Consider the following 16,100-nt stretch of genomic DNA (forward strand, 5'->3'; position numbering starts at 1 on the left):
GTGATCAACAGCCGAATTCTACCTGCCGAAAAGGAATCTGACCCGCTGGGTGCTGGCGCCGCAGCCAAGCGATCCGTCCGGACGATAGCTCTTGGCGTATCGGGCACCGGCCATGGTGCGCACCCCCGCCTTGGTGAAGACGAATGGGGGATAGCTGAGCACCGCGCGCTCGTTGACCACGCGTCCGTCCGCGGCGACATCGAACTGGGTCTGGGTCCAGCCCTCAAAGCCCCAAGCCGTCGCTTCCTGCGGATAGACTCCGCCCGCGTGAAGGAGCTTCGGCGCGGAATCTATGATACCGCACTGGTTGGCGGCGAGCCCCGATCGCTCGAACGCTTCACGCGCGGCTGCCGCGTTTCCGGATTGCTGCTCGATCGAGGCGATGCGGACGAGCGCCCCCACCCGCATCGGATCATTCGCCGCCAGCGCTTGATCGTCGGCGACCTGATGCAGCAGTTCGCGGGTCCGCGACCCCGCCGAACGCTCGTCAGCGTCCGCGATCAGCAACCGCACCACCGATCGCGCCTGCGGATTTCCGGTGTAGAGCGGTTGCGACAGGAGTGGCATGGCGGCACGCGCAAAGTCACCCCCGCGCTTGCCGGCGGCGCGGGCCGTGCCCCGCTCCACGATATCCAGCGCCAGACGCGGAACCGGCGGCACGCCGTTTGCGTCTGCGATAGCAAGGGCGCGGCGCGCGAGAACGTTCGTCTCCTCGCGCGGCACCACCACATTGCGCATCAGGCGATAGAGCGGCGGCAGTACTTCGATCGACTCAGCCCCTTTCGCCTCCGCGGCAGCGAGCGCGGCACGCTGTCGAGGCAAGGCGACCGCATCGGACGTGTGGTCCGCCGCCGGAACCGGCAGGCGCTTTTCCGTCATCCAGCTTTCCAGGCTGGCCGACAGAAAATCGCCGATCGAGGGGCGCTGGAACTCGGTCGAGCACCGCATCTCGATCCGGATATTGTACCGGAAGAATCGGGGCAGCGCCTTCACCTGCTCGGGTGTCCATGACCAGCCCAACGCCGCACGGGCGAACTCGAGCGCGACGGGACCACCCCCGGCCGCGTAGATCGGGGTACTGGTAGTGACCGTCCCGTCATCGCCGATGCTGAATTCCACCACGGCCATGTCATCCGGCTTGAGGCCACCCTCCCCGCCACAGGAGGGCGCCTTCATCTGCACCGCGGGATCGAACGATCCCTCCGGCAAACGGCCGGCACCGGTATAGGCCATGTATTTCCGCGCCGAGTCCCCATCGCCCGCCAACAACGCCGCGATCGCGGTGTCGGAACGCGCTGATACATCCCGCAGATCGACACGCGTCGTCAGCCCGCCCAGAAGTTTGACGGCTTCAGCGGACTTGACACGCGCTCCCGCGAAATCGCCATCGTTGAGCAGCAGCAACCCTTCACGCCGGGCAAACTCCGCCGCGACGACCGAGTCGGTCTTGGTCGTCGCAATGAGCGCCTTCGTCTTGCCAAGCGCATCCGCGGCGACCGCCGGATCGACGAAAGTAGCCGTCTGAATGAGACCGAGCAGCGCCACGAAACGATTGGCCACACCGTCACTCGCCGACGCCGCGTCGCGATAGGCGGCCATCGCGCTGGCATAGTCGACCGCCCCCTGCGCGATACGCGCCAGGTTAATATACGCGCGGTAGCGATCCTCGCTCAGCGACGCGTCATCGGCTGGCAATCCCGCGAGGCCGGCACGCGCCGCCGCTACCGCTTCGTCCTTGCGATCCAGTTCCAGCAATGCCGCACTCTTGCGCACCAGCACGATCGCATGGCTACGCCGATTCTTCATCGTCCGGCGTTCCAGCGCTTCCCAGGCGTTGAGCGCCGCCTGTTTATCGCTGCCTGCGTCAAGCGCGGCCGCCGCCTCGAAATCCTGCTGGATAGTGGTGGCCGCCTGCTGCGCGGCGATCGGCGACGCGGCGCCGATCAGGGCCATGCTCGCTATGCTGACCTTAAGTATCCGCATGACATCCCCACCTCTCGCAAGATATGCGACGGAAATATCGCAGCGTAAAGAAGGGTTTCGCAAAAATGCCAGAGGGTCTGTAAGCCGGGTTCTGTCCACCCTTTTCAGGGATGGGCGACCATTCCTCTAGGCCGGCATTTGCATGCCGGCTCAAGCAACCAACCCGGGCGACGGGCAGAAACGATGCCCCGGAACCGAAGTCCCATGCCGCCCCTATTCGGTCTTGCTCCCGGTGGGGTTTGCCGTGCCGCTCCTGTTACCAGTCGCGCGGTGCGCTCTTGCCGCACCCTTTCACCGTGGCGGGGCCGAAGCCTTCGCCGTCTGCTCTCTGTGGCACTTTCCCTGGGGTCGCCCCCGCCGGGCGTTACCCGGCACCGTCGTTTCGCGGAGCCCGGACTTTCCTCGGCACGCTGACGCGTGACGCGGCCGCCCGACCCTCTGGCAGGAGCCCCTTAGTCCAGCCGGGGCCGCGAACCAAACGAACTTTTAGCTGCTATCCGCCGATAGGACCACGACGGTGCGTTCGCATTCTTTGCTTTGTCCGATGAGGAGTTTACCAACCGGAATCGTCAGAGGACAGAATCTTCGCTGCGCATGCAGGCGGCGGTAGCCGCCTGTCACGATGTCCGAGACGGCAAGAAGAACCTGAAAAGAGGCGCGGTCGTGGTCAGCCAAATCAATCAACTTCATGGTGACAAAGTCTTGGAAGCCGATCTTCCCGTGAAAATATTCGCGCCCATCGCGCCCTCTCCCGCCTTGCGCGACGACGAACCCTATGCGCGCGACGAGCTCCTCCATGAGATGTTCGAGGCAAGCTACCGTCGGCATTTCTCCCGTACCGCCGTCCGCCTGCTGGGTGACAACCTGGAAAACAGCCGGCGTGCCGCGCTCAGCTACATGGAGTTGCACCAGCGGGCGTTGCGTTTCGCCCGGATGCTGCAGTCGATGGGCGTGCGACATGGCGATCGCGTCGTCCTCTGCCTTCCGCGCGGGCTCGACCAATATATGGCGATCCTCGGCACCCTGTGGTGCGGCGCCTGCTACGTTCCGGTCGACTGGGCCTATCCGCAGGACCGGATCGACTACATCATCGAGGACAGCGGCGCCGTCCTAGTCGTCACGGAGACGGAACGCGCCGCGGCGATGCCGATCCGCAGCCTGTCCGTCGACGCCATGCTGGGCGACCTCGCCGCGCTGGAGGCTGACTCGCTCGGCAGGCACGAAACCGAGGCAAGCCCCGACGATCTCGCCTATATCATCTACACCTCGGGCACGACCGGCAGGCCGAAGGGCGTGATGATCACGCACCGCAACGCCTGCCATCTGGTCCGGTCGGAGAGCGCCATCCTGGCGCTCGACGGCAAGGACCTCGTCTTCGGCGGCTTCAGCCTTGCGTTCGACATGTCGGTCGAGACGATGTGGAGCGCGTTCTTCGTCGGCGCTGAGCTGCTGGTCGCATCGGAAGCGCTGGCAAAGGCAGGGCCGGACATGGCGCTCGTGCTCGCGCGCGAGGCTGTGACGGTGTGGCATGTCGTGCCGTCGCTCCTCACCCTGGTCGATATCGACATGCCGGCGCTTCGCCTGCTGAATCTCGGCGGTGAGGCCTGTCCACCCGATCTCGTGGAACGATGGGCACGGCCGGGGCGGCGCATCCTCAATACCTATGGGCCGACCGAGACGACCGTCACCGCGACATGGACCGAGGTGCAGCCCGGGCGCCGGGTCACGATCGGACGGCCGCTACCCGGCTACACCGCATGGATCGTCGACGAAGCGCTATGGCCGGTGGCGGCCGGTGCTGAAGGCGAACTCGTGATTGGCGGGCCTGGTGTCGGGGCAGGCTATGTCGGGCGGCCGGACCTGACGGCGGAAAAGTTCGTCCAGACCCCGTTCGAGGGCCCCGACGGCCAGACCGCGCTCATTTATCGCTCCGGCGACCTGGTTCGTCTCGACGCGGTCGGCGATATCGAATTCATCGGGCGAATCGATACCCAGGTGAAGATCCGGGGCTTTCGCGTCGAGCTCGCCGAGATCGAGGCTGTCCTCGCCGAAGACGCGGCCGTCGCGCAGGCCGTTGTCCATCTCTTCCGCGACGACGATGGTTCGGAATTCCTCGCGGCGTTCCTGGTGGCGCGCGCGAACGCCCGGATCGACCTCGACGACGCCAAGGCCCGGGTCCGCGACCGGCTTCCCAATTATATGCGCCCGGCGGCCTATGAGATCCTGCCCTCGCTGCCGACCCTGCCTGCGTCGGGCAAAGTCGACCGCAAGGCACTTCAGCGTCCCGCCATGCTTGTGGACACGACGCGCGAGACGGTCGAGCCGGCAACCCCGCTTGAAGCCACGCTTCACGCGATCTGGAGCGAGTCGTTCGCCCCGCAGAAGGTTTCCGTTCTCGACGACATCTTCGAGGATCTGGGCGGCCATTCGCTGAAGGTCGCCCGTCTCGTTTCGGCCATCCGTACTGCCCCGGGGCTCGAGGGCGTCTCCATCCAGGACCTGTACGCTGCATCGAACATCCGCGCGCTGGCCACGCGGATAGGCAGCCAGGCACCCGTGGAGCAGGCCGAGGAGCTGCCGTTCCACAGGATCGTCGCCTGGAAGCGCTGGCTGTGCGGATTGGCCCAGACGATCGCGCTGATCCCGATCTTCACGGTCGCCGGACTGCAATGGTTCTTCCCCTATCTCGCTTATACCCGAATGGCCGATCAGGTGGATCGGGTGACGGCGCTGTTGCTGAGCGGATTCAGCTTCGTCTTCATCCCCCCGCTGGCCATGATCGCGTCCGTCATCGTCAAATGGCTGGTGATCGGACGGTTCCGCGCGGGCGATTATCCGCTCTGGGGCAGCTATTATTTCCGCTGGTGGTTCGTTCGCCGCTTCTCCGAAGTGATCGCGACACCCTATCTCGCCGGCACGCCCATGATCCGCGTTTATTACCGGCTCCTTGGCGCGCGCGTCGGCACCGATGCCTTTATCGGACGCGGCAATATCGATGCGGCTGATCTGGTGACGATCGGCCCGCGGGCGATCATCAGCGATTATGCCATGCTGGCAACCAGCTCGGTCGAGCGCGGGTTGCTGCGGCTTGGATCGGCCGAGATCGGCGCCGGCGCCTTTGTCGGATCGATGGCCGTGGTCGGTCGTGGATCCGTCCTGGAGGAAGGTTCCGTGCTTGAGGATCTGTCCGCCTTGCCCGTTGGCGCGCGCATCCCTGCGGGCGAACGCTGGGACGGATCGCCGGCCCAGCGGGTCGGTACCGTTTCACCGCTGGAGCCCGTCGCGCCGGTATCGGCGACCGGGCGCCTGCTGGTGAATATCGCGCTCATGCTGGCGGCCCTGATCCTGCCGCTCGTCGCGATCCTGCCGATCGCGCCGGGCCTCGTCGCGATGATCGAAATCGACTGGCGCAGCGAAAGCTACACCTATCTCCTGATCTCGCCGGTACTGGCGACCACCTACGTGCTGCTGATGTGCGTGCTCACCGTCGCGGCCAAGCGGCTGATCCTGGGACGCGTGAAGCCCGGGCGCTACGCGACGGACAGCTGGTTCTATGTTCGCTTCTGGTTCGTCCAGCAGATCAACGACCTCGCGCTCCGGCTGCTGCATCCGATCTATGCGACGCTCTATGTCGTGCCCTGGTACCGGGCGCTCGGCGTGAAGGTCGGGCGTCGTGCGGAGATTTCGACCGCGGCCGCGATCGTTCCCGACCTCGTCGATATCGGTGCCGAGAGCTTCATCGCCGACGCGGTATTGTTCGGCGCGGCGCGGGTCGAGCCGGGCGCGATCCGCCTGGCCCATACCCGTATCGGCCGACGGTCGTTCATCGGCAATTCGGCATTGCTGCCGACCGGCGCGACGATCGGCGACGGCGTGCTCATCGGCGTCCTGTCAAAGCCGCCCGAGGATGGCGGCGCGGAGCGCCCCGACGGGACCTGGTTCGGGTCGCCGCCGATTTCGCTGCCAGTTCGCCAGACGGTCGGGCTGTTCGACGAAGGCGCGCGCTTCAACCCCGGCCCGCGCCTGGTGATGACCCGCCTCGCGATCGAGGCAGTCCGCGTCACGCTGTCGCTCACGGTCTTCATCGCGCTGTTCAGCGTCCTGTTGTCGATCGTCGGCGAGCTCGACGACCTGCGCAACGGCGGGCTGCTGATCCTGATCGCCTTCCCCTTCCTCTATATCGGCTTCGCGCTCGCCTGCGGGCTGGCGGTGGTCCTGCTCAAATGGCTCGTCATGGGGGTCTACAAGCCGACCACCCAGCCCCTGTGGAGCACCTTTGTCTGGCGGACCGAGCTGGTGACGGCGACCTTCGAGAATCTCGCGGTGCCGAACCTGCTTGAACCGTTGCGCGGCACGCCGTGGCTGCCCGCCTATCTTCGTCTTCTCGGCTGCCGCATCGGCAAGCGCTGCTATCTCGATACGACTGATCTCACCGAGCATGATCTCGTCACGATCGGCGACGATGTCGCGCTCAACGATCTTTCAGGGCTTCAGACTCACCTGTTCGAGGACCGGGTCATGAAGGTCAGCGGCGTAACGGTAGGCGACCGGGCGTCGATCGGCTCCTACGCGATCGTGCTGTACGACGCCGATATCGGCGCTGATGCTCAGCTTGGCGATCTGTCGGTCATCATGAAGGGAGAGACCTTGCCTCCCGGCACATCCTGGGAAGGAGCCCCTGCCCGGCTTGCGCGATCGATCTGAGCCTGGCGATCCGACTATGGCGACCTGGCTTTCCGATACGCTGGATTCGTTGCCGCGCGCACCCGATGCGCCGGTCGCCTGGTCGGTCCGCCTCGACCGTCCCGCCACGCCGACGATGGTGGCCCGTGCCAGCCTGTTGCCGGATGACCTGACTGACCTCGCGAAACGGCCCGACGCCGGAATGCGCGGCCTGCGGCGGCGACTGGCCAGGCTGCTTGTCGCGACGGCAACCGGCGAGCATCCGGACCTGATACGGATCGAACGCTCGCGACTTGGTGCCCCCGTCGTCGTCGTCCCTGACGGCTGGCATATCAGCCTGGCGGGGCAATGGCCGTTCTGCGCCATAGCGCTCTCCCGCGCCCCGGTGGGCATCGATGTCGAACCGCTCGCCACGGCCGCCCTCCCCCTCGACCTGTTCACCGCTGCCGAGCACTCGGCTTTCAAGAACGAGGAGCCGATCGAGCGGCTGTTCCGATGGATCGCGAAGGAAGCGCATGCGAAGAGGCTGGGGCGCGCCAGCCTGGCCGATCCAGCCCGCATCGAGACATGGCGATCGCACGGAGAACTGCTGGTCCGGTGTGCTGATGGCATCTCCCGCTGCGAAATCCGCATCCTGAACGACGCGGCGCACGCCCTGGCCATCGCGGCGGAAAGCTGACGGCCCGCCGCCGATCTCATTCCCGATCTGCTTCAGCGGTTCCGGCTAGACCGATCCGCTCGGATCGATCATCGGCCCCGACATCTCGCGCGATCCGGGTGCGCGAGTGAACGGCAGGGATCCGGTCTGCCGTTCGATCATGCGGTGGACGACCGGCGGTGCCGGCCCTTCGTGCAACGCCGCGAGGTCGGCGCTGTTGTCCGCATCCGCATGCGTGCGCCGCTGGTTGTGCCGTACATAATCAAGCCAGGTCGCCACATGATAGCGCTCGACCCAGAGCAGCGGATCGCCGAGATCGCGCAGCAGCGTCCAGTGCCGCGCGCCGTCGCGCCGGCGGATGCGGCTGCGTTCGCCCATGACTCGCAGGAAGGTGACGATGTCCTTCTGCGCGATCCTGTATTCGATCGTGATCACCACCGGGCCGCTGCGCGATTCGATCGGGACAACCGTCTCCGGCTCGGTCCATCGGCTGAGCGGATCGAGATTGAGCTGTTCCACCTGCGGCAGCGGGATCCGGAAGCCCAGCAGCGCGCCGGCGACCTGCACGGCCGCCGCGACGAGGAGGGCGGTGGATACCCCGTGGTCTTCCGCGATCACGCCGAACAGCCAGCTTCCGGCAGCCATGCCGCCAAAAGCCGTCATCTGGTAAAGCGCCAGGCCACGCGCCACGACCCAGCGCGGTGACGCCATCTGAACGGTCACGTTGAAGGTCGACAGGGACAGCACCCAGCCCGCGCCGGCCAGCATCAGCGCCGGGATGGTCGCGGCCATATAGGGGCTGGCAGCGGTCGCCGCCGCGCCAAGCGCGAGTGCGATCGCCCCGATCAGCACGATTCGTTCGTTGGATAGGCGCTGCCGCAGCCGGCCGCTCGCCAGCGCGCCACCCACCGCACCGATGCCGAAACCTCCGAGCAGCACGCCGAAGGTCAGCGCGCCGCCGCCCATCAGGTCGCGCGCGATGAGCGGCATCAGCGCCGGCACCGCGCTCGCCGCCAGGCCGAAAAGGCAGGCGCGCACCATGACGACGCGCAGGTTGGGCGACATCGCGACGTAGCGCAGCCCCGCCCCCATCGCGACGCCGAGCCGCTCGCGCGGCAGCAGCCGCGGGGGGATTTCGGGTCGCCAGCGCGCGAGCACGACGATCAGCCCGACATAGCTCACCGCATTGGCCAGGAAGGCGGCCGCCGCCCCCGCCGCCGCGACGATCAACCCGCCGATCGCGGGGCCGACGCTGCGCGCGATGTTGAAGCCCATCGAGTTGAACGCGATTGCGCCGGGCAACACCGGCCGGGGCACCATATCCCCCACCGAAGCCTGCCAGGCCGGCCCGTTGACCGCCGTGCCGCAGCCGATCAGGAAGGTGAAGCCGAGCAGCAGCCAGGGACTGAGCAACCCCAGCCAGGCACAGACGGCAAGCCCCGCCGATACGACCAGCATGAAGCTCTGCGCCCAGAGCATGACGAGCCGGCGGTCGAGATTGTCGGCAACCGCGCCGGCCCAGAGCGAAAGCAGCATGATCGGCAAGGTGGTCGATGCCTGCACCAGGGCGACGAATTGCGGGGAGCTGGCCAGCGACACCATCATCCACGACGCACCGACCGATTGAATCAGGCCGCCGAAATTGGACGCGAGGTTGGCGATCCATACCTCGCGGAAGATCGGGATCGAGAAAGCCGAGGCTGGCCTGGCGGAGTCGGGCGCGGTGGCTGGCATGGCATGTCGTTGCGGCAAGCCGCCCGCGATGCCAAGCCTCGTCATGCCATAATCGCCGCTGATCTTCGAGCCGGAGGAGGCAGGTTTCATAGCGCGCGGGATGCCTGAGGGGGCAATGTCAGCGGCAGTTCAATGGCGACCACCTCGCCAAAGCGGCCCTTCGCGTTTCACACCGGCAGCATCAAGGATTTCTAGTCGTCCCCGGCCGGCTTCGGCAGCAACAGCGCCAGCAGGATCGACCGGCACTCGCCGTCGATCTCGCCATCAAGCAGTTCCGGGCGGAACCGCCGCTGGAACGCCACCACCGCGGCGAGCTTGTTCGAGACGTCGTACCCGAACCGCTCCAGCGCGATCAGGAAGCCGGCGTCGGTCCACATCGGATCCATCAGGTTCCTGGTCGGCCGCGGCAGCGCAAGGCGCAGTCGGGCAAGCCTATTCCAGGGGAACAGCTCGCCCGGATCCTGTTTCCGCGGCGGGGCGATGTCCGAATGGCCGACGACATTGCCGCGCGTGATACCATGGCGCTCCTTGATCGTCGCGACCAGCGGCACCAGCGCGTCGATCTGCTGCTCGGGAAAAGGCTGGTAGCCGAACTCATGGCCCGGATTGACTATCTCGATCCCGATGCTCGCGCTGTTGACGTCCTCGATCCCTCGCCAGCGCGACTTGCCGGCGTGCCAGGCGCGCTTGTCCTCGGCGACCATGCGAAGCACCGTGCCGTCCTCGGCGACCAGATAATGCGCCGAGACCTTCGCCTCCGGGTCGCGCAGCCGGTCGATCGCCGACTGCGCGTCCTTCATGCCGGTATAGTGCAGGACGATCATCGAGATCCCTAGCGTCCGCTCGTCGAAATTGGGCGACGGCGTATCGATGATCGTCATGGTGTATCCCCTGCGCGTGCGGTCCTGATCGTGACGATCGCAACCCCGATCATCGCGATAGCACCGCCGGTCAGCATAAGCATGGTCGGTGGCGTGTCGAAATACCAGCCGGTCGCAAACACGGCGATGACCGGCGAGGCCAGGGTCAGCGGCGTGACGACACTGACCGGGTGGCGCTGCAGCAGCCACGACATCGCCCCCTGCCCCATCACTGACGATCCGACCGCTGAAAAGACGACCCAGCCGAACGTCTTCAGCGGAATATGGGGGATCGAGCGCATTGCCTCCGGTTCGACGGCGAGGGCGATCGTGCCGAGGATGATCGATCCCCAAAGGCCGATCCACGCATAGATGGTCAGCACGGGCACGCCGATCAGCTTGCGCTGGATCAGCGAGCAGATCGCCCAGATGAAGCTCGCCAGCGCGGTCAGCGCAAGCCCGGGAATTTCATTGACCATGGTCGGGTCGAACACCAGCAGGCCCACGCCGGCGACCGACAGGGCGATGCCGGCAATCCGCGGCAGGTGGATCTTTTCCCGAAACACGACAATCGCCAGCAACAGCGAGAACGGCACGCCCAGTTGCCCGGCGATGGCCAGCGCACCGACATTGTGCGTGATCGAAAGCGACAGGTTGGTCGCGACGTAGAAGGCGCCCCCCGACAGCATGCCGAGCGCGGTCAGGGCCCACATCCGGCCCGCGATGATCCGGAGCGAGCCGAGGCAGACGAGCAGGACAAGCGCCTGCCGAAGGAAGCCCGCGGTCAGCGGCGCGATCTCGCTCACCGCCATCTTCACGGCAATGATGTTGAGACCCCACAGGATGTTCATCGCGGCCACGACGATCAGGTCGCGCGCGCCGAAACCTCTTGCCTGCCCCTCACTGGAAATCGCCTGCCCCATGACGGGCCGCTTGCGGCCTGTCCCCGCGAATGTAAACCGCCGATCAGACGGCGACGGCAGTCTCTCGCGCCGCCACGCCGGTCGGCTCGTAGAGTCCGCGGTAGCGCGGGCTCGGGCGGAACGCCCCGGTCTGCCCGATCACCGTCTCTCCGGCGCCGAGCACCAGCAACGCCCCCGGCCGCGCCACCTCGGCCAGCCGGTCGAACACGCGGGTGCGCAGCGAGGCCGAGAGATAGAGCAGCACGTTGCGGCACAGGATGATGTCGAACCGGCCGATCGGCAGCGGATCGGCGACCAGGTTGAGCTTGCGGAACGAGATCTGCCGGACGAGTTCCGGCTTCGCGATCCAGTCCCCGCCCACCGGATCGAACCATTGCATCATCCGGCGGATCGGGAGGCCGCGCTGGATCTCGAACTGCGAATAGCGTCCGGCACGCGCCCGTGCGAGCGCTGCTTCCGACACGTCGGTCGCGACGATCTCGGGCGAGACCGCGCCGGTCGCCGTATCGCGCTCGGTGAACAGCATCGCCAGCGACAGCGGCTCCTGGCCGAGCGAGCAGCCGGCCGACCAGATACGGATGCGACGGCTGAGGCCTTCGGCGCGCATCGCATCGACCGCGTCAGCGATCATGTCGAGCACCGCCGCGTCGCGGAAGAAGGAGCTTTCCTGGTTGAGCAGCGCGTCGACCACCTGGTCGCCCACACCGGGCGAGCGCAGCACTTCGCCGACCAGATCGTCGAGCGTCTCGTGCCCGCGGTCGCGCATCAGCGGCTTCAGCGCGGTCTCGATGCGCCATTCGCGATTGGCCGCGATCTGCTGGCCGGTGCGCGATTCGAGCAGGGCGGCAAGCACGTTGAGAGCGCCAGCGGGCCGTGTGTGAGGTGCAGGCATCAACATCCGGGCCTCCGGCGCGACGCCACCATTTTTCCGATATCCGTCGGCGGCATGATCGCGCAGGCGGTGCCGTTGGTCGCCACCGCGCCCGGCATGCCCCATACGACCGAGCTCGCCTGGTCCTGCACCACGACGCTGCCGCCACGGTCGACGATATGCTGTGCCCCGTCGGCCCCGTCGCGGCCCATGCCGCTCAGCACGATGCCCAGAGCGCGCGACCCGAACACCTCGGCAAGGCTGTCGAACATCGGGTCGACCGACGGCATGCACCCGCTCTTCGACGGATCGCTGGAAAGCCGGATGGCGGCGCCGTCGCTGGTGCCGACGCAACGGATATGCGCGGTGCCTGAAGCGATGATCACCCGGCCCGGACGGATTCGCATATGATCGGTCGCGACGTCGCAGGGGCGGCGGGCCAGCACCGCCACCTGCGCCGCGAAATAGGGCATGAAGCTGTCGGGCAGATGCTGGGTGATCAGGATCGGCAGCTGGAAGCTCGACGGAATCTCGCGAAGCAGGAGGCTCAGCGCATGGATGCCGCCGGTCGAGGCGCCGATCGCCACGATATCGAATCCGCCGCCGGCCCGATCGGTCGCGAGCGGCATGTCGCCGGGGGAAGCATGCGTGGTTTCGAACAGGCGAGTCAGCTTCTCCTCGAGCACCGCCGAGAAACGGCCCGCAAAATCGCCGATATCGGGCTTCACCAGCGTATCGGCCGCGCCGAGCGACAAGGCCTCGATCGTGGCCGCGGCACCGTCACCACAGGCCGACGACACGACCAGAACCTTGGCCCCGGCACTGGCCGCGATCAACTCAGGCAGCGCGGTCAGGCCGCTCATGCCCGGCATCTCGATATCGAGCAGGATCCCGTCGACCTGCTGCGCCTGCAGAAAGGCGAGCGCCGCCTTTGCGTGCGGCACGGCGCCAGCCACGGCGAACTTGCCGCTCAGGTCGATCGCGCGGGCGATCACTGCGCGGGCGACCACCGAATCATCGACGATCAGGATACGCGGCCGGTCCCGGCTCTCGACGAGCCGGCCAGTGGCGAGGGGTGATCCCAGGGGCATTGCCGACAGCCCTTTCAGGCCATGCCGACGATCTGAAGCTTGCTCTCCAGCGTCTCGCGATCGAACGGCTTCATCACATATTCGTCGGCACCCGCCTCGATCGCTGCGCGGATATGCGCCATGCCGTTCTCGGTGGTGCAGAAAACGACCTTGGGCCGGTGCGACAGCCTGCTGTCCCGCAGCGCGCGCAGGAAATCCATGCCGCTCATCACCGGCATGTTCCAGTCGAGCAACACCACATCGGGGGTCGACGCCAGGCAGCTGTCGAGCGCCTCGCGCCCGTCACCTGCTTCGGAAACCTGGAAGTTGAGTGTCTCCAGGATGTGCCGCGCCACCTTCCGGATCACCTTGGAATCGTCCACCACGAGACACGTCTTCATCGATTCTTACCCCGTTCCCGCCCCTTCAGGCGGCCTGTCTGCCGTAAATACATGAGCTTCGGGTTAATTCGCGTTTCACGCCGCGACCGCGGCGAGGCCGGGCACCAGCGCGCGCAGGTCGATCGCCAGGATCGGCTCGCCGGCCCGCTCCACGATGCCGCAGCCGGTCGCCCGCCAGCCCTGATCGAGCATGATCCCCGGCGAGAGCGGCGCGAGATCGAACGGCGCCACATCCTCGAGGGAATCGACGAGGATCGCATAATGATGCCCCTCGACGAGCGTGATGACCGCGCGCGTCGCCGCGATTTCGGGCGGCGGCAGTCCCAGCACGGCATGCGTGTCGATCACGGTCACCACCCGGCTGCGCAGCGCGGCAAGGCCCCGCACCTGCCGGTCGGCGCCCGGAACGGGCACGACCGCGCCGATATCCACGACCGATTCGACCTGTCGGGATTCGATGGCGACGGCCCGGCCGGCGATATGCGCGATGAGGAACAGGTCGGGCATCAGCGGCCTCCCGCCGACTGGGCAAGGGCGGCGAGCAGGCCGTCCCGGTCGTAACGATAGATGCTTGTGTCCGCCGCATCGTCGACGGCGCGGTCGCGGCGCAGCCGGACCACCGGCACGTCGCGGTGCGCCACCGGCGGCGAGGCCCCCATGGTCAGCACCACCGCCGCGATCTCCCCGGCCTTCAGCTTGGTCGCGACACGATAGCCGGCCCCCTCCAGCACTGGCTTGAGAAACGTCTTCATCCAGTCGGATTCGGCGCCGTCGATCAGGCACACCGGGGGCGTGCCGTTGCCGAGGTCGGCCCCGTGAGTCGCGAACAGCCAGTGGAGGTCGAGCAGTTCGATCTGATCCCCGTCGATCGAGACGACACCCGCCACCGGCCCGGCTTCCCTGGCGGGAACGACCGTGTCGGGCAGGCTGACGATGTCGAGCGCCTCCCCGATGGCGTAGCCGATCTCCGCGTCGCCGTCGCGCAGCCGCAGCACGGAGACGGACGGACGACGATCCCATTCGCCCTGCACCGCCAGCGGAATGATCCGGCCCTCGACCGAAAGCCGCAGCCGCCCGCCCGAGAAGCGAATCGAATCCACGGGCACCGGCTCGATCCGGTCGATGATCGTCAACGGCACGAGACGGCGCACGCCGTCGAGATCGTCGAACAACAGGGCCGACACGGCCGGCGCCTGCGCCTCCTCGATCACGTCGTCGACCGCGACTTCGCGCCCGAACTGAAGCCCGGCGACCGTCGCGATGCCGGCGCAATCGAGCAGCAGCATCGGCAGTCCGCTGTCAGGCAGGGTCTGCCCCGCATAGACGCCGGTCGCCATCACCGCAGGCGCCGCCGGCTTGATCACCAGTTCCTCATGGTCGAGCACTGAATCGACCGCCAGCGCATAGCTGCCGCCCGGGACACCGACGATCACCAGCATTCCCGCGTCGTTGCCCCCCGGGAGACCCAGCAGCCCGCCCAGATCGACCAGCGGCATGCGACGATCGCGCACTGTCGTGGCGGCCGTGCCGCCGAGCATGTCGACCCGGATCGCGTCGCCGCCGACCCGGACGATCTCCTCGATCGCCTGGCGCGAGATCGCGAAGCGCTGCCCGCCCACGCCCACGCCGATCGTCGCGATGATCGACAGCGTCAGCGGCACATGGATGCAGAGACGCAAACCCTTGCCGGGCGTGTTGGAAAGCTCGATTCGACCGCCGATCTGCTCAACATTGGCGCGGACCACGTCCATGCCGACGCCCCGCCCGGAAATCGCGGTAACTGAATCCTTGGTCGAAACGCCCGGCTCGAACACCAAAGCGAGCTTCGCCTTCTCGCTCAGCGCGTCCAGTTCCTTCGTGCTGCGCCCGCCGCTGCCGGCGATCTTGGCAATCAGCCGGTCGGTGTCGATACCGCGCCCGTCGTCCGCGATCTCGATGATGATCTGGTTGCCCGATTGCCGCGCGGACACGGTCAGCCGCCCATTTTCGCGCTTGCCCAGCGCCCGCCGCTCGGCCGGTGCCTCCAGGCCATGGTCGATCGCGTTGCGGACGATATGGACGAGCGGGTCGCGCATCATCTCGATCATCTCGCGATCGAGCTCGACGTCGCTCCCCTCGACATGCAGCGTCACCGACTTGCCAAGCTCGGCCGCCGTATCGCGCACCATGCGCGGCAGGGCGGAGAACAGCGCATCGATCTTCTGCATGCGCGTGCGGGTGACGGTATCGCGCATCTCCGCGACGGTCAGCGACAGCCGCTCCAGCGCGGCTTCGACCGTTGGATCGGCGCCATCGTCGCGCAGCCGCCGTGCCAGCTCGTTGCGGGCAAGCACCATGTCGGACATGCCGCTCATCATCCGGTCGAGCAGGTCGACGTTCAGCCGGACGCTCCGGGCGGGGTTGCGCGAGGCGATCGGGACTGCCGCCTGGGCCGGCACCGCCGCGCCTTCCTCCAGCGCGGCGATCAGCATTTCCTCGCCGGTATCGTCGAGCGGCACGCCGGCATCGATCGCCTCGACGATCTCGCCGATCCGGTCGACAATGGCGAGCACCGCGTTGACCAGCCTCGTATCCGGTATCCGGTCGCCTGACCGTACCGCGGCGAGCACATCCTCGGCGGCATGGCTGAGCCGCGCGAGACGCGGCAGATCGAGGAAGCCGCAGCTTCCCTTGACCGTGTGCACGAAGCGGAAAATGGCATCGAGCCGGTCGCGATCGTCGGGAGAAGCCTCCCACGCGACAATCTCGCCCGAGAGCGCTTCAAGCGTCTCGCGCGTCTCGGCGATGAATTCCTGAAGAAGATCGTCCATGGGCCCCCGGGGATGCGCGGCGACCATGGCAAGGATTGGTTAAAGGGGCGTTTAATCGGCGGACGGTTTGAACCGATCCCCATCCCTTTTATAAGCCCCTCCCCTTC

12 protein-coding genes and 1 other RNA gene are annotated in these 16,100 nt (G+C 66.9%); 2 read left to right on the forward strand and 11 right to left on the reverse strand.

What is annotated here, in order from left to right; genetic code table 11:
- Positions 1-18 precede the first annotated feature (18 nt).
- From P0Y59_07670 to P0Y59_07680, 3 genes are all read right to left on the reverse strand, one after another.
- Positions 19-1,983 (reverse strand): hypothetical protein, encoded by a 1,965-nt coding sequence (locus P0Y59_07670; GenBank protein WEK01546.1) that lies wholly within the window; start codon positions 1,981-1,983, stop codon positions 19-21.
- A gap of 64 nt (positions 1,984-2,047) precedes the next feature.
- Positions 2,048-2,425: RNase P RNA component class A (gene rnpB / locus P0Y59_07675), an RNA gene on the reverse strand.
- Between the two features lie 44 nt (positions 2,426-2,469).
- Entirely contained in the window at positions 2,470-2,781 is a 312-nt protein-coding gene (locus P0Y59_07680) for a hypothetical protein (GenBank protein WEK01547.1), read from the reverse strand.
- Between P0Y59_07680 and P0Y59_07685 the strand changes: the two genes are divergently transcribed.
- The gene (locus P0Y59_07685) at positions 2,740-6,687 is read left to right on the forward strand and encodes an amino acid adenylation domain-containing protein (GenBank protein WEK01548.1); all 3,948 of its coding nucleotides are present in this window, start codon (positions 2,740-2,742) and stop codon (positions 6,685-6,687) included. The two genes, P0Y59_07680 and P0Y59_07685, sit on opposite strands and share 42 nt — an antisense overlap.
- A 16-nt stretch (positions 6,688-6,703) precedes the next feature.
- Positions 6,704-7,345 carry a 4'-phosphopantetheinyl transferase superfamily protein gene (locus tag P0Y59_07690; GenBank protein WEK01549.1) on the forward strand — a complete coding sequence of 214 codons (642 nt, stop codon included), beginning with the start codon at positions 6,704-6,706 and terminating at the stop codon, positions 7,343-7,345.
- A gap of 45 nt (positions 7,346-7,390) precedes the next feature.
- Here P0Y59_07690 and P0Y59_07695 read toward each other — a convergent pair whose 3' ends face one another.
- The 8 genes from P0Y59_07695 to P0Y59_07730 form a co-directional block, all read right to left on the reverse strand.
- Positions 7,391-9,058, reverse strand: a complete 1,668-nt coding sequence (locus tag P0Y59_07695; GenBank protein WEK02530.1) for an MFS transporter — start codon at positions 9,056-9,058, stop codon at positions 7,391-7,393.
- Between the two features lie 191 nt (positions 9,059-9,249).
- The gene (locus tag P0Y59_07700) at positions 9,250-9,939 is read right to left on the reverse strand and encodes an N-acetylmuramoyl-L-alanine amidase (protein ID WEK01550.1); all 690 of its coding nucleotides are present in this window, start codon (positions 9,937-9,939) and stop codon (positions 9,250-9,252) included.
- On the reverse strand, positions 9,936-10,841 hold the full coding sequence (locus tag P0Y59_07705) for a DMT family transporter (GenBank protein ID WEK01551.1): 906 nt from the start codon (positions 10,839-10,841) through the stop codon (positions 9,936-9,938). The genes P0Y59_07700 and P0Y59_07705 overlap by 4 nt, the downstream gene beginning before the upstream one ends.
- A 43-nt stretch (positions 10,842-10,884) precedes the next feature.
- The gene (locus P0Y59_07710) at positions 10,885-11,733 is read right to left on the reverse strand and encodes a protein-glutamate O-methyltransferase CheR (GenBank protein ID WEK01552.1); all 849 of its coding nucleotides are present in this window, start codon (positions 11,731-11,733) and stop codon (positions 10,885-10,887) included.
- Positions 11,733-12,803: a chemotaxis protein CheB gene (locus tag P0Y59_07715; protein ID WEK01553.1), complete on the reverse strand. Its 1,071-nt coding sequence runs from the start codon at positions 12,801-12,803 to the stop codon at positions 11,733-11,735. Before P0Y59_07715 ends, P0Y59_07710 begins: the two co-directional genes overlap by 1 nt.
- A gap of 14 nt (positions 12,804-12,817) precedes the next feature.
- Positions 12,818-13,183: a response regulator gene (locus tag P0Y59_07720; protein ID WEK01554.1), complete on the reverse strand. Its 366-nt coding sequence runs from the start codon at positions 13,181-13,183 to the stop codon at positions 12,818-12,820.
- A gap of 75 nt (positions 13,184-13,258) precedes the next feature.
- Positions 13,259-13,690, reverse strand: coding sequence for a chemotaxis protein CheW (locus tag P0Y59_07725; GenBank protein WEK01555.1), 432 nt, complete (start codon positions 13,688-13,690; stop codon positions 13,259-13,261).
- On the reverse strand, positions 13,690-15,993 hold the full coding sequence (locus P0Y59_07730) for a chemotaxis protein CheW (protein ID WEK01556.1): 2,304 nt from the start codon (positions 15,991-15,993) through the stop codon (positions 13,690-13,692). Before P0Y59_07730 ends, P0Y59_07725 begins: the two co-directional genes overlap by 1 nt.
- Positions 15,994-16,100: the final 107 nt, after the last annotated feature.

The organism is Candidatus Sphingomonas phytovorans (genome assembly GCA_029202385.1).
Classification (GTDB): Bacteria; Pseudomonadota; Alphaproteobacteria; order Sphingomonadales; family Sphingomonadaceae; genus Sphingomonas; species Sphingomonas phytovorans.

Excerpts from the sequence above, each read along its gene's own strand:
- P0Y59_07670 (WEK01546.1), bottom strand. The coding sequence starts at position 1,983 with ATGCGGATACTTAAGGTCAGCATAGCGAGCATGGCCCTGATCGGCGCC.
- P0Y59_07680 (WEK01547.1), bottom strand. The coding sequence starts at position 2,781 with ATGGAGGAGCTCGTCGCGCGCATAGGGTTCGTCGTCGCGCAAGGCGGG.
- P0Y59_07690 (WEK01549.1), top strand. The coding sequence starts at position 6,704 with ATGGCGACCTGGCTTTCCGATACGCTGGATTCGTTGCCGCGCGCACCC.
- P0Y59_07695 (WEK02530.1), bottom strand. The coding sequence starts at position 9,058 with ATGCCAGCCACCGCGCCCGACTCCGCCAGGCCAGCCTCGGCTTTCTCG.
- P0Y59_07700 (WEK01550.1), bottom strand. The coding sequence starts at position 9,939 with ATGACGATCATCGATACGCCGTCGCCCAATTTCGACGAGCGGACGCTA.
- P0Y59_07705 (WEK01551.1), bottom strand. The coding sequence starts at position 10,841 with ATGGGGCAGGCGATTTCCAGTGAGGGGCAGGCAAGAGGTTTCGGCGCG.
- P0Y59_07710 (WEK01552.1), bottom strand. The coding sequence starts at position 11,733 with ATGCCTGCACCTCACACACGGCCCGCTGGCGCTCTCAACGTGCTTGCC.
- P0Y59_07715 (WEK01553.1), bottom strand. The coding sequence starts at position 12,803 with ATGCCCCTGGGATCACCCCTCGCCACTGGCCGGCTCGTCGAGAGCCGG.
- P0Y59_07720 (WEK01554.1), bottom strand. The coding sequence starts at position 13,183 with ATGAAGACGTGTCTCGTGGTGGACGATTCCAAGGTGATCCGGAAGGTG.
- P0Y59_07725 (WEK01555.1), bottom strand. The coding sequence starts at position 13,690 with ATGCCCGACCTGTTCCTCATCGCGCATATCGCCGGCCGGGCCGTCGCC.
- P0Y59_07730 (WEK01556.1), bottom strand. The coding sequence starts at position 15,993 with ATGGACGATCTTCTTCAGGAATTCATCGCCGAGACGCGCGAGACGCTT.